The organism is Methylomonas sp. LW13, from assembly GCF_016865255.1.
Taxonomy (GTDB): domain Bacteria; phylum Pseudomonadota; class Gammaproteobacteria; order Methylococcales; family Methylomonadaceae; genus Methylomonas.
This window is the reverse complement of record NZ_CP033381.1, coordinates 3,157,963-3,171,211: the sequence shown is the minus strand read 5'-3', so window position 1 is coordinate 3,171,211 and position 13,249 is coordinate 3,157,963. Positions and strand designations below refer to the sequence as shown.

The following is a 13,249-nucleotide window of genomic DNA, read 5'->3' as shown; positions in this document are numbered from 1 at the left end:
TGCTTGATGAGAAAAGCGCGCTACTGCTCTGGAGTGTCTGTGTCCAATGATTGTTTTACATCAGGTGTCGGCGGAGCGATGGTTCGACCTTGCATCAATTCATCTATCTGATGTTTGTCCAATGTTTCCCAGTCTAATAAGGCTTGCGCCATATTATGCAGAATATCGATATTTTCCTTCAGCAGGTTTTCGGCCCGTTGATAATTGTTGTCCACAATTAACCTGATCTCCCGATCAATCAAGCGCGCCATGTGTTCCGACATGGGTTTGGCTTGCGGTCCCAAGTAGCTGCCTTCGTTATCGCCGTAGTCCAGCGGCCCCAGGTTGTCGGATAGCCCCCATTTGGTGACCATATTACGGGCCAATTGGGTGGCGCGTTGGATGTCGTTGCTCGCGCCGGTGGTGACTTTATTCTTACCGTAAACCAGTGCTTCCGCGGCTCGGCCGCCGAACAGGCTGGAGATTTGGCCTTCCAATTTGTCCTTGCTGGCGCTGTATGCATCGCGCTCCGGCAAAAACATGGTAATGCCGAGCGCGCCGCCGCGCGGCATGATACTGACTTTGTAAACCGGATCGTGCTCGGGTACCAAACGGCCGACGATGGCGTGTCCGGCTTCGTGGTAGGCGGTCATCAGCAGGTCTTCGCGGCTCATTATCATTGTGCGCTTTTCCGCGCCCATGATGGTTTTGTCGCGAGCCTTATCCAGGTCGTTCATCGTAATTTCCCGCTGATTGTTGCGGGCGGCGAACAATGCACCTTCGTTGATCAGATTAGCCAATTCGGCGCCGGAAAAGCCCGGTGTGCCGCGCGCCAGATCATTCAAATTGACGTCATCGGCTAAGGGTACCCGGCTGGAATGTACCCTTAGAATTTGTTCGCGGCCTTTAATGTCCGGCAGGCTGACTTGCACTTGCCTGTCGAACCGTCCGGGGCGCAGCAAGGCTTTATCCAATACATCGATGCGGTTGGTGGCGGCGATGACGATGATGCCTTCGTTGCCGCTAAAGCCGTCCATCTCCACCAGCAATTGATTCAGCGTTTGCTCGCGCTCTTCCGTGCCGCCCATATTGCCGGGGCTGCGCTGCCGACCGACTGCGTCGATTTCGTCGATAAAAATGATGCACGGGGCCTGCTTTTTGGCTTGCACGAATAAATCGCGTACTCTGGATGCGCCAACGCCGACAAACATTTCCACGAAGTCAGAGCCGGAAATCGAGAAGAAAGGTACACCGGCTTCGCCGGCAATCGCGCGGGCCAGCAAGGTTTTACCCGTGCCGGGAGGGCCGACCATTAGCACGCCTCTGGGGATTTTACCGCCCAGGGCCTCGTATTTACCGGGTGCTTTCAGGAAATCGACCAATTCAGCGACGTCCTGCTTGGCCTCCTCAACGCCGGCAACGTCGCTGAAACGGATTTTTACCTGATTCTCCGTCATCAACTTGGCGCGGCTTTTACCGAAATTGTTTTGCGCGCCGGCGCCTAGCAGTTGTTTGCGCATGAAATAAATCAATACGCCAATCAGCAAAAAGGTCGGTGCCCAGGAGTAAAACACCTGCATGAATGTCGATTGGGTTAACGGTCTTTGCACGATGATCTTCACACCGTTCTGCAATAGATCGTCTATCACCGTGATGTCACCAGGGCTATATGCGGTAAAACGTGTGCCGTCATGCCTCAGACCGTTGATGGCTCTACCGTCGATCACCACTTCGGCTACCATTTTGCCGCGCACATCCTGGATGAAGTTGGAATAAGGAATATCGCCTTGCGATTTGTAGGTGGCAGGGGCAGGATTAAAAATGACAAATGCCGCGATGGCGATGCCGACCATTATCAACAATAAGAATAAAATTTTTTTCATGGTTGTGTTCTCTATGTTCTGCGGAGCGATTTTGGCTTGGGTGCCAAAACCGCCCGGATTCAAGCTAAGAGATCATGATTCGTCTACAGCCAGCGCTAAATTAGCCAAATGCTGTAAGGCCTCGCGATAGGTGGATTCCGCGTCGGCTCTGACCGTTGCATGCGCGACTTTTCGGCCTTTGCGCGGTGTTTTATCGTACAGATGCAAATGCGCGTTGGGAATGTTTAACAGTGTCGCGTCGTCGGCCAGACCACCGATGAAGTTCACCATGCCCGCATACCCGCGTGGCTGGGTTGAGCCCAGCGGCAAATCCAGAATGGCCCGCAAGTGGTTTTCGAATTGGCTGGTTTCCGCGCCTTCTATGGTCCAATGTCCGGAGTTATGCACGCGCGGCGCAAATTCATTGGCTAGGAGTTCGCCGTTCAGATCGAACAACTCCAGAGCAATGACGCCGACATAATCCAGTTTTTCCAGCAACAGGCTGACGTAATTTTCCGCAATCGCCTGTTCGGGATCGTCGGCACGGCATTCGGCCACGCGCAGAATGCCACCGCGATGCTGATTTTCAGACAATGGATAGTAAGCGATTTCGCCGGATGGGCTGCGAGCGGCGATAATAGATACTTCGCGTTGAAACGGCACGAAACCTTCGACGATGGAGGCGGCGCCTTGCATGCTTTGCCAGGCGGATTCTAGTTCGTCGGCCGATTTTATAACCACTTGGCCTTTGCCGTCATAGCCCATGCGCCGGCTTTTCAGAATAGCTGGGTAGGCGATTTCAGGCATGGCTTGTTGCAAGTCTGCCAGGCTATCGATAGGAGCGAACGGTGCGGTGCGGATGCCTAAATCCTTGAAGAAATTCTTTTCCAGTAATCTGTCTTGGGCGACGGCCAACGCACCCGCGGGCGGGTATACAGTAGTATGGCTGGACAGGAATTCGGCGACATGCGCCGGCACGTTTTCGAATTCGTAAGTCACGATGTCGGCTTTCTCGGCCAGTTCCGCCAGTAGGTCAGGATCGTCGTAAGCGCCCAGCAAATGTTCACTTAAACCGGCGGCGCCTGCGTTGACGTCAGGATCGAGCACGATGAATTTTAAGCCCAGTGGATAACCGGCCAATGCGATCATTCTGGCGAGCTGGCCGCCACCTAAAATGCCAATTTTCATCCTGCCACCTGTCTCGGATCGGGGGTGGCGATCACGCTGTCGGTTTGTTGTTGCCGATAAGCATCCAGGGCGGGGCGGTATTGCGGATGTTTATTGCTGATAATCGCGGCGGCCAGCAACGCGGCATTGATAGCGCCGGCTTTGCCGATGGCTAAGGTGCCCACCGGAATGCCGGCCGGCATTTGCACGATGGATAACAAAGAATCCATACCGTTCAAGGCTTTGGATTGCACTGGCACACCCAGTACCGGTAGAGCGGTTTTCGCGGCGGTCATGCCCGGCAAATGCGCAGCGCCGCCGGCACCGGCGATGATGACTTCCAAACCTTTGCCTTCCGCGGTTTCCGCATACTGAAACAACTTGTCGGGGGTGCGATGGGCCGAAACCACTTCCACTTCATGCGGAATATCAAGATGCTCTAAGGTTTGCGCTGCATGTTGCATGGTTTCCCAATCGGACGTGGAACCCATGATGATGCCTATCAATGCGGTCATGCAAAATCTCCGGTATTTGCGATCAGTCGAAACAAGCCCGATTATCGCATAAATGGGGAGATTTTCTCTGTCGGCAAATTACTAACTCCGGCTGCCTTGATGATAAGATAGCGCCCCTCATAACAGATCAACCCCAGGACGGATGAATGGAAAGCTCGCAACACGCTTCGCTGCAAGCCAGTGAATTATCGTGTTTTCGCGATGAGCGCTTGTTGTTTTCCAATTTGAATTTCAGTTTGCACGCCGGCGAGACCTTGCTGCTGGAAGGTGCCAACGGCAGCGGCAAGACCTCGTTGTTGCGCATTCTGTGCGGATTTAGGGAAGCCGATGCCGGCGAGATTTATTGGTGCGGCAGCAAAATCGCCGACAGCAGCTATTACGATGACATGGCTTACGTCGGTCATGCCGATGGTACAAAAAAGGAATTGACGGTGCTGGAAAATTTGAAGTTTGCGCTGGCACTAGGTAGTGCAGGCAAATATGACATCGAGCAAGCTTTGGACAAGGTGCAACTGGCCGGTTTTGACGATAATCCGGTACATACCTTGTCGGCCGGCCAAAAGCGCCGGCTATCGTTGGCTCGGTTATTGATCACGCATAACTTGCTGTGGATACTCGACGAACCTTTTACCTCGCTGGATAGGCAAGGCATCAAATTGATAGAATCGCTGATGGCCGAACACATCGAGCAAGGCGGCATGGCGGTTTTGACTTCCCATCACGATCTCAGCATGGCCGATCTCAATCTGCAACGCATTCATCTGCAAGCATGCCAATAATCCAGGCTTTTTGGGCGATCATTCGCCGCGATTTGTTGCTGGCGTTTCGGCGCCGCGCCGAAATGGCCAATCCGCTGTTTTTTTTCGTGCTGGTGGTGACCTTGTTCCCGCTGGCGGTCGGCGCGCAACCCAATCTGCTGCGAGCGATGGCGCCGGGCGTGATATGGGTGTCGGCTTTGTTGGCGGCCTTGTTGTCGCTGGATGGTTTGTTTCGTAGCGATTTCGAGGACGGTTCGCTGGAGCAAATGCTGCTCAGTCCGCATGCCTTATCGGTATTGGTGCTCGGTAAGATCATCGCCCACTGGCTGGTGACCGGTTTGCCTTTGTTATTGGTGGCGCCTCTGCTGGCGGTGTTTTTGGGCTTACCGCAGCAAGCGATGGGAACTTTATGGCTGACATTGATCTTAGCTACTCCGCTGCTGAGCCTGATCGGCGCCATCGGCGTGGCGTTGACGGTCGGTTTACGCCGGGGCGGCATGTTGTTGTCCTTATTGGTATTGCCTTTGTATGTACCGGTGTTGATCTTTGCTAGTGGCGCTGTCGATAGGGCCGCCAGCGGCTTGCCGGTAGGCGCCCAACTATATATCTTATTGGCCATGTTGTTGTCGGCACTGGTATTGGTGCCGCTGCCGACAGCGGCCGCGTTAAAAATGAGTGTTAATTGATGTCTTGGATACCTGCGCCGGTTAGCCGGTTTTTTCACCGCACCTCGTCGCCGCCGCATTTTTATGCCTTGGCGGATCGGTTCATTCCCTGGTTGACGATTATCTTTTTGATTTTGTTGGTTTCCGGCCTGTATTTGGGCTTGTATCGGGCTCCGACCGATTATCAGCAGGGCGACAGTTACCGGATCATTTATATCCATGTGCCGGCGGCCTGGATGTCCTTGTTCATTTACGTGCTGATGGCGGTGATGGGCGGGATTGCGCTGGTCTGGCGCATGAAACTGGCCGAGGTGATGCTGATCGCCAGCGCGCCGATCGGCGCCGGTTTTACCTTCGTAGCCTTGGTGACCGGCTCCTTGTGGGGCAAACCGATGTGGGGTACCTGGTGGGTGTGGGATGCGCGCTTGACCTTCGAGTTGATCCTGTTGTTTCAGTATCTGGGGGTGATCAGTTTGTACGGCGCCATTGAGGATAAACGCTCGGCGGCACGGGCGGTGTCGATATTGGCGTTGGTGGGTGTCGTCAACGTACCTATCATCCATTATTCCGTGGAATGGTGGAACACTCTGCATCAAGGCCCGACCGTCAGCAAGATGGATAAGCCCTCCATTCACCTCAGCATGCTGGTGCCGCTGTTGCTGATGGCAGTGGCCTTCAAATTTTATTATTTGATCGCGGTATTGCAGGCCGCAAAACTGGAATTATTAAAGCGCGAAACCAGCTCGCAATGGGTGAAAGCGCTGCTGGAGAAACAAGCATGAGCTGGGAAAGCTTTTTATACATGGGCGGTTACGCCGTTTACGTCTGGCCGGCTTACGGCGTGACCGCGCTGGTATTGATCGTCAACATCGTTTGGCCGGTGCTGCAACGCAAGCAGTTACTGCGGCAACTCACCATTAAACAAAAACGCACGCAAGCACGATGAAACCGATACGAAAACAGCGTTTGATATTGATCGTTTTAATGTTGGCGGTGCTGGGATTGGCCGCAACCTTTGCGCTAAAAGCCTTTAACGAAAATCTGATGTATTTTTTCTCGACCAGCGATGTGGCGTCCGGCAAGGCGCCAGCTAATTCGCAGTTTCGCTTGGGCGGCATGGTGGTCAAAGGCAGCGTGGAGCGGCCCAACGCCGATTTATTGGTGCGCTTTAAACTCAGCGATTTCGAAAAGGAAGTGACGGTGGAATATTCGGGCATCTTGCCGGATTTGTTCAGGGAAGGGCAGGGCATCGTCGCCAAGGGGGCGCTGGATGGCCGCGGCGTGTTCGTGGCGGAAGAAGTGCTGGCTAAACACGATGAAAACTACATGCCGCCCGAAGTGGCCGGCAGCCTGAAAAAACCGGCGGCGCAGCCATGATCCCGGAAATCGGCCACTTCGCTTTGATTCTGGCCTTGTGCATGGCAATTGTACAAGGCATCTTGCCTATTTTCGGCGCCGGAAAGTCTATTACCGGTTGGGTGCATGTCGCCAGACCCGCTGCCTTCGGGCAATTGCTGTTCATGGGCGTGGCTTACGGCTGTTTGACCGCCAGCTTCATCAGCCACGATTTTTCGGTGGCTTATGTCGCGCAAAACTCCAATACCGCGTTGCCGCTGATCTACCTGGTTTCCGGGGTGTGGGGCGCGCACGAAGGTTCCTTGTTGCTGTGGGCTTTGACTTTGTCGATCTGGACCGCGCTGGTCGCGGCATTCAGTGCGCATATCCCCGATGCCACCCGCGCCCGGGTTTTGGGTGTAATGGGCTTGGTCAGCATCGGCTTCATCCTGTTTTTATTGCTGACTTCCAACCCTTTCGAGCGCTTGTTCCCGTTTCCGGCCGAAGGCCGCGATTTAAATCCCTTGCTGCAAGATCCCGGTTTGGCGATCCATCCGCCGATGCTATACATGGGGTACGTGGGTTTCTCGGTGGCATTCGCGTTTTCCATCGCCGCTTTGCTGGAAGGACGGCTGGACGCGGCTTGGGCGCGCTGGTCGCGGCCCTGGACCAATATCGCCTGGATGTTTTTGACCATAGGTATCACGCTGGGCAGTTGGTGGGCTTATTACGAATTGGGCTGGGGCGGCTGGTGGTTTTGGGATCCGGTGGAAAACGCTTCGTTTATGCCTTGGCTGGTCGGCACCGCCTTGATTCACTCCTTGGCGGCTACCGAGAAACGCGGGGTGTTCAAGACCTGGACTGTATTACTGGCGATTTTCGCGTTTTCCTTGAGCTTGCTAGGCACCTTTTTGGTCCGTTCCGGGGTATTGACCTCAGTACACGCCTTCGCCAGCGACCCTGCCCGTGGCCTGTTTATCTTGATTTTTCTCGGTGTGGTGGTCGGCGGTTCCTTGCTGTTGTACGCCATTCGTGCGCCGCAAGTAAAAAGTCACGCGCGTTTTGAATTGGTCTCCAAAGAATCGGTGTTGCTGATTAACAATGTGCTACTGGTCGTCACTGCCGCCAGTATTTTACTGGGCACTCTGTATCCGCTGGTGGTTGACGCGCTGGGCTTGGGTAAGTTGTCGGTAGGCCCGCCGTATTTCAATGCCGTTTTCATTCCACTGATGGCGCCTTTGGCCTTGGTAGTTGGCTTGGGCGTGTTGATGCGCTGGAAAAGCGATGACTTGAAAGCCTTAGGTTCACGGGTACGCTGGCTGATTGCCGCTTCTATCGGCTTGGCGTTACTCACACCTCTGTTGATGCCGTTTTATTCCTGGGGCGCCGCCTTGGGCACAGGCTTGGCTTTGTGGACTTTGGCGATCACCGGCCTGGCGTTCAAACAACGCCTGCAAAGCTGGTCAATTGAGCGCCTGAAACAAATTCCAGCCGGTTTTTACGGCATGACTTTGGCGCATCTTGGCATCGCGGTGTTCGTGATCGGGATTACCTTTACCTCGGTCTACAGCATCGAACGCGATGTACGTTTGGCGCCGGAGGAAACCCTGGATTTGTTCGGTTACGTCTTCCAATTCCATGGCGTGAAAAGCACCGAAGGGCCCAATTACCGCGCCGAACAAGGCTACCTGACCGTCAGCCACGACGGTGCCACTGTTGCTGAGTTATCGCCGCAAAAGCGGGTGTACCGGGTGCAAACCATGCCGATGACCGAAGCCGCTATCGACGCCGGTGTGTTCCGCGATCTATTCGTGGCCTTGGGTGAGCCTTTGGATAAACAAGGCGCCTGGAGCTTGCGGGTTTACTACAAAGCCTTCATTCGTTGGATCTGGATGGGCGGGGTGTTCATGGCCCTGGGTGGCCTTATTGCCGCCAGCGACCGCCGCTATCGTTTGCTTAACAAGCCTCTCGCGTAAAATTAATGAAATATCTGTTACCGCTGCTGTTGTTCATCGCCCTGTCGGTTTTTTTGGCGATTGGATTAAAACTCAATCCCCGCGAAATCCCCTCGCCACTGATAGACAAACCGGCGCCGGCCTTTAATTTGCCGATTTTGGCGACACCTGAGCAACGCCTGAGCCAAGCCGATTTTAAAGGCAAAGTCTGGTTGCTGAATGTCTGGGCATCCTGGTGCGTATCCTGCCGCGAAGAACATCCCTTATTGATCGAGCTGGCCAAGCAAAACAAAGTGCTGCTGGTAGGTTTGAATTACAAGGACGAAGCGCAGGCTGCCAACACCTGGCTGAGCAAACACGGTAACCCTTATAACGTCAGCGTGATGGATGCTGATGGCCGCACCGGCATCGATTATGGTGTGTACGGCGTACCGGAAACCTTCGTGATCGATAAACGCGGCGTGGTGCGCTACAAACATACCGGTCCGGTCCAGCCCGGCGAACTGGAAAGCATTTTCCTGCCGTTGATTGAAAAACTGAAGGCGGAAAGCGCATGAAAACTCTCTTCGCCTTGATCTTGTCGTTGTTTGTGTTTCAAGCCCAAGCTGAGATCGAATACCGTGACTTCAAACAACCCGAGCAGGAACAGGCTTATCAAACCTTGATTTCTGAGCTGCGTTGCCTGGTTTGCCAGAATCAAACCATCGCCGATTCCAACGCCGATCTGGCCAAGGACTTGCGCCGGCAAGTCTATGAAATGCTGCAACAAGGTAAATCCCGCCAAGACATCGTCGATTTCATGACCGACCGCTACGGCGATTTTGTGATGTACAAGCCGGCCTTGAAACTAAAAACCATGCTGCTCTGGTTGGGGCCGGTGCTGTTCCTGGTCATTGGTTTGGCCACGGTCTGGGTGTTGCGCAGCAAAACCAGTACCAGCGAGGACCAATCGCTAACGAAAGAGCAACAAGCCAAGCTAAACAGCATTTTGGAAAAAGGTGACCACTCGTGAATCTTGAGTTTTGGCTAGTGATAGCTGGTTTAATCGTGCTGGCGTTGTTGGTGTTGCTGCCGCCATTATTTAAAAAAACGCCGCTACGTTACGCCGATGGCGAACAACGCAATACCGCAATCGCTCGTCAACAACTGGCCGAACTTAAACTGCAATTGCAAAACGGCGTGTTGTCACAGGAGCATTACGATGCTCAATATCGCGAATTGCAACTGACGCTGCTGGACGATCTGGAAGACGATTTGCCGGCCGTGTCGAGTGCCAAAACCGGCCGTTGGATGGTGCCGGTCGTGGCGATTACGGTACCGCTGCTAAGCCTGTTTTTATATGGCTTGCTCGGCGAACCGCAAGCCTTGGTCAAAGCCGAATTGGCGGCCAACAATCAAAAAGTGGCCGACAACGTCAAAAGCATGGTCAACAAACTGATAGAGCGTCTAAAGCAGCATCCGGAAGATTTGGAAGGCTGGATGATGTTGGGACGTGCTTATGTTTACGCACAGCAATATCAGGACGCCGCCAACGTATTTGCCGAGCTGAATCGCCGCAAACCCAACGACCCGGCCGTCATGCTGCATTACGCCGATGCCTTGTCGATGGCGCGTAACGGCCAAATGGACGGCGAACCAAGCGAGCTGGTGGAAAGAGCCTTAAAGCTGGTACCGGAAGACCACACCGCCTTATGGTTGGCCGGCATGGCTAAAGCGGAAGCCGGCGATTTTGCCCAGGCAATCACGCATTGGAAGAAATTATCCGGTTTGCTGCCGGCCGAGGACGAAAGCCAGCAGCAATTGCAAAAAATGATACAGATGGCTGAAGCGGAGCAGCAAAAACCGCAAGCGCCGGCATCATCGGCGGCTGCTATCGATATTACTGTGAAAGTCGAATTGGATGCGGCACTCAAAGCCAAAGCGGAACCGCAACACACTGTGTTTATTTATGCCCAGGCCGTCAACGGTCCGAAAATGCCGCTGGCCATCGTCCGTAAACAGGTTTCTGATTTACCAGCCAGCGTGGTATTGAACGACAGCATGGCGATGCAACCGCAAACCCATCTAGCCGATTTCAAACAGTTGCGCATCGTTGCCCGAATCTCCAAAACCGGTAACGCGATGCCGCAAGCCGGCGATTTGCTCGGTACTGCTGAAGTGGATTTAAGTTCGGCTAATCCCAGCGTCAGCATCACCATCAATCAAGAAGTGCAGTAATGGACCAATCAATTCAATTCGACCTGGACTTGATCAAACGCTACGACAAGTCCGGGCCGCGTTACACCTCGTACCCCACCGCGCTGGAATTGCACGAAGGTTTCGGCGAAGCCGAGTATCTGCAGCATATTCAAAAATCCAACGCCGGCGGCGAGCCGCTGTCGCTGTACTTTCATATCCCGTTCTGTGACACGGTGTGTTTTTATTGCGCCTGTAACAAGATCGTCACCAAAAACCGCGCCCATGCCGTGCCGTATCTGGACAATCTTTGCAAGGAAATTGAGATGCAGGGCAAGCTGTTCGACAACAGCCGGCCGGTCAATCAGCTGCATTGGGGCGGCGGCACGCCGACCTTTTTGAACTACGAGCAAATGAAACGCTTGATGGCTACCACCCGCGAGCATTTCTATTTGCATGACGACGACAGCGGCGAATATTCCATCGAAGTCGATCCGCGCGAAACCAACGACCTGACCATCGCCCAATTACGCGAGCTCGGTTTCAACCGTATCAGCTTGGGCTTGCAGGATTTCGATCCGGACGTGCAAAAAGCCGTCAACCGCCTGCAAAGCAAGGAACAAACCTTTGCTGTACTGGAAGCGGCGCGCAAGGAAGGCTTTCGGTCGACTAATATCGATTTGATCTACGGCCTGCCGTTGCAAACCGAGCAGACTTTTGCCCGCACACTGGAGCAAGTGCTGGCCTACGCGCCGGATCGATTTTCGATCTTCAACTACGCCCACATGCCCAGCCGCTTCAAAACCCAGCGGCAAATCAATGACGCCGATTTGCCAACGCCGACGGTGAAACTGGAAATCCTGCAAATGGTCGGGCAAAAACTCACCGATGCCGGCTATGTTTACATTGGTATGGACCACTTCGCCAAACCGGACGACGAACTGGCGGTGGCGCAACGCGAAGGCAAGTTGTACCGCAACTTCCAGGGATATTCGACCCATTCCGATTGCGACTTGGTGGGTTTGGGCGTGACCTCCATCGGCCGGGTCGGCGATGCTTACATGCAAAATTACAAAGAACTGGACGAATACGACGCGGCAATTTCCCAAGGCAAATTGCCGGTGTTTCGCGGCGTGGATCTGGATGAAGACGACAAATTGCGCCGGGCGGTCATTACCCAACTGATTTGCCATTTCGAACTGACTTTCAGCAAAATCGAAACCGAGTTTGCTATCCATTTTGCCGAGTATTTTGCCCTCGAGCTGGAACAACTGAGGCAGATGAAAGCCGACGGTTTATTGGATTTAGACGCCGACGGTATTCAAGTATCCACCGCCGGCCGCTTGCTGATCCGCAATATCTGCATGGTGTTTGACAAATACCTGGCGCGGAAACAGCAGCAATTTTCTAAAGTGATCTGAGCCAAGGCGCGGAGTGGGTTTCGAATTGATAACCCGATAAAGCGCGTTGAGTCGTCCCAACACAGCTTAACTTTACTTTATGGGATTTGAGCAAATGTCTTGATCCCGGTGCGGAAGCGAGTATCCAGTGCCGTGGATGGTAAGCTCGGCCCCATCTGTGGTGACCCGACTTTGGCAATCCCAGACCAAATCATGCACACCTTTCAGCGTCTGACAACGTAGAATTAAGCGGGAATATGAATCCCCCGGTTTTGCCGGGGGATATTTACAAATTATTTTGGCCGGTCGGGGCGATGGGTTCAGCTCAAGAACTGCTCCGGCGGCAGATAATTAAAACCAAATGCGTCGGCAATCCCTTGGCAAATAACATTACCGCCCACGATATTCAAGCCTTTCAGTAACGCCGAATTGTCCCGCAATGCTTGTTGCCAGCCTTTATTGGCGAGTTGTAGAGCATAGGGCAGGGTGGCGTTGGTTAACGCCAGGGTCGAAGTGCGCGGTACAGCGCCGGGCATGTTGGCAACGGCATAATGCACGACATTGTCGATGACATAAATCGGATCGGCGTGGGTAGTGGGGTGGGTGGTTTCCACGCAGCCGCCTTGGTCCACCGCGACATCGACGATGACCGCCCCCGGTTGCATCGATTTTAAATCGTCGGCCCGGATCAGCTTGGGTGCTGCGGCCCCGGTGACCAATACGCCGCCGATGACCAGGTCCGCCGTGCGAATTTGTTCCAGGATGGCATGACGGCTGGAAAACAACAGCTGCACGTTGGCCGGCAAAATGTCGCTAAGTTGGCGCAGACGTTCGAGCGACAAATCCATGACTGTGACTTGCGCGCCTAAACCTGCCGCCATTTTTGCCGCCTGCGTGCCGACCACTCCGCCGCCCAAAATCAAGACTTTGGCCGGTAATACCCCCGGTACGCCGCCGAGCAACATGCCGCGGCCGCCGTACAGTTTTTCCAGATAATGCGCGCCTTCTTGCACCGCCAGCCGGCCGGCTACTTCGGACATCGGCGTCAGCAAGGGTAACTCGCCGGTCGGCAACTGCACGGTCTCGTAGGCGATACAGGTAGCGCCGGATGCCAAATGTGCTTCGGTTAGCGGGCGATTGGCGGCAAAATGAAAATAGGTGAACAGGGTTTGTCCGGGACGAATCCGCGACCATTCGGGTTCTATCGGTTCCTTGACCTTGATAATCATCTCAGCGGAGTCCCATACAGGTTCCGGACCGTCCACCAACTGTGCGCCGGCGGCTTGATATAGCGCGTCTTCAAAGCCGGCGCCAACGCCGGCGCCGCTCTCCATCGTGACGCTATGGCCGGCGCTCACAAGCGCGGCAACGCCGGACGGTACCACCGATACCCGATTTTCGTTAGGTTTGATTTCCTTGGGTATGCCGATTTTCATAT

14 protein-coding genes are annotated in these 13,249 nt (G+C 54.2%); 10 read left to right on the top strand and 4 right to left on the bottom strand.

Annotated elements, in window-relative coordinates; genetic code table 11:
- Nucleotides 1-20: 20 nt before the first annotated feature.
- From ftsH to purE, 3 genes are all read right to left on the bottom strand, one after another.
- Nucleotides 21-1,862 (bottom strand): ATP-dependent zinc metalloprotease FtsH, encoded by a 1,842-nt coding sequence (ftsH, locus tag JL719_RS14380; RefSeq protein ID WP_033158155.1) that lies wholly within the window; start codon nucleotides 1,860-1,862, stop codon nucleotides 21-23.
- A gap of 72 nt (nucleotides 1,863-1,934) precedes the next feature.
- The gene (locus JL719_RS14375) at nucleotides 1,935-3,029 is read right to left on the bottom strand and encodes a 5-(carboxyamino)imidazole ribonucleotide synthase (RefSeq protein ID WP_033158074.1); all 1,095 of its coding nucleotides are present in this window, start codon (nucleotides 3,027-3,029) and stop codon (nucleotides 1,935-1,937) included.
- Nucleotides 3,026-3,523, bottom strand: a complete 498-nt coding sequence (purE, locus tag JL719_RS14370) for a 5-(carboxyamino)imidazole ribonucleotide mutase (protein ID WP_033158073.1) — start codon at nucleotides 3,521-3,523, stop codon at nucleotides 3,026-3,028. The genes JL719_RS14375 and purE overlap by 4 nt, the downstream gene beginning before the upstream one ends.
- 146 nt (nucleotides 3,524-3,669) lie before the next feature.
- Here purE and ccmA point away from each other — a divergent pair, with 146 nt between their 5' ends.
- The 10 genes from ccmA to hemN are packed head-to-tail and all read left to right on the top strand — an operon-like array spanning nucleotide 3,670 to nucleotide 11,832.
- Nucleotides 3,670-4,302, top strand: a complete 633-nt coding sequence (gene ccmA, locus JL719_RS14365; protein ID WP_033158072.1) for a cytochrome c biogenesis heme-transporting ATPase CcmA — start codon at nucleotides 3,670-3,672, stop codon at nucleotides 4,300-4,302.
- Nucleotides 4,293-4,967 carry a heme exporter protein CcmB gene (gene ccmB / locus JL719_RS14360; protein WP_033158071.1) on the top strand — a complete coding sequence of 225 codons (675 nt, stop codon included), beginning with the start codon at nucleotides 4,293-4,295 and terminating at the stop codon, nucleotides 4,965-4,967. The genes ccmA and ccmB overlap by 10 nt, the downstream gene beginning before the upstream one ends.
- Nucleotides 4,967-5,728 carry a heme ABC transporter permease gene (locus JL719_RS14355; RefSeq protein ID WP_033158070.1) on the top strand — a complete coding sequence of 254 codons (762 nt, stop codon included), beginning with the start codon at nucleotides 4,967-4,969 and terminating at the stop codon, nucleotides 5,726-5,728. Before ccmB ends, JL719_RS14355 begins: the two co-directional genes overlap by 1 nt.
- Nucleotides 5,725-5,892, top strand: a complete 168-nt coding sequence (gene ccmD, locus JL719_RS14350; RefSeq protein ID WP_033158069.1) for a heme exporter protein CcmD — start codon at nucleotides 5,725-5,727, stop codon at nucleotides 5,890-5,892. The genes JL719_RS14355 and ccmD overlap by 4 nt, the downstream gene beginning before the upstream one ends.
- Complete coding sequence (ccmE, locus tag JL719_RS14345; RefSeq protein WP_033158068.1) at nucleotides 5,889-6,323, top strand: cytochrome c maturation protein CcmE; 435 nt, start codon at nucleotides 5,889-5,891, stop codon at nucleotides 6,321-6,323. Before ccmD ends, ccmE begins: the two co-directional genes overlap by 4 nt.
- Nucleotides 6,320-8,257: a heme lyase CcmF/NrfE family subunit gene (locus JL719_RS14340; RefSeq protein ID WP_033158067.1), complete on the top strand. Its 1,938-nt coding sequence runs from the start codon at nucleotides 6,320-6,322 to the stop codon at nucleotides 8,255-8,257. The genes ccmE and JL719_RS14340 overlap by 4 nt, the downstream gene beginning before the upstream one ends.
- Nucleotides 8,258-8,262: 5 nt before the next feature.
- The gene (locus JL719_RS14335) at nucleotides 8,263-8,793 is read left to right on the top strand and encodes a DsbE family thiol:disulfide interchange protein (protein WP_033158066.1); all 531 of its coding nucleotides are present in this window, start codon (nucleotides 8,263-8,265) and stop codon (nucleotides 8,791-8,793) included.
- Nucleotides 8,790-9,248 (top strand): cytochrome c-type biogenesis protein, encoded by a 459-nt coding sequence (locus JL719_RS14330; protein WP_033158065.1) that lies wholly within the window; start codon nucleotides 8,790-8,792, stop codon nucleotides 9,246-9,248. Before JL719_RS14335 ends, JL719_RS14330 begins: the two co-directional genes overlap by 4 nt.
- Entirely contained in the window at nucleotides 9,245-10,453 is a 1,209-nt protein-coding gene (ccmI, locus tag JL719_RS14325) for a c-type cytochrome biogenesis protein CcmI (protein ID WP_033158064.1), read from the top strand. Before JL719_RS14330 ends, ccmI begins: the two co-directional genes overlap by 4 nt.
- Complete coding sequence (gene hemN / locus JL719_RS14320; RefSeq protein ID WP_033158063.1) at nucleotides 10,453-11,832, top strand: oxygen-independent coproporphyrinogen III oxidase; 1,380 nt, start codon at nucleotides 10,453-10,455, stop codon at nucleotides 11,830-11,832. The genes ccmI and hemN overlap by 1 nt, the downstream gene beginning before the upstream one ends.
- A 299-nt stretch (nucleotides 11,833-12,131) precedes the next feature.
- On the opposite strand, the gene ald is transcribed toward hemN, so the two are convergent.
- The gene (ald, locus tag JL719_RS14315) at nucleotides 12,132-13,247 is read right to left on the bottom strand and encodes an alanine dehydrogenase (RefSeq protein ID WP_033158062.1); all 1,116 of its coding nucleotides are present in this window, start codon (nucleotides 13,245-13,247) and stop codon (nucleotides 12,132-12,134) included.
- Between the last annotated feature and the right edge of the window lie 2 nt (nucleotides 13,248-13,249).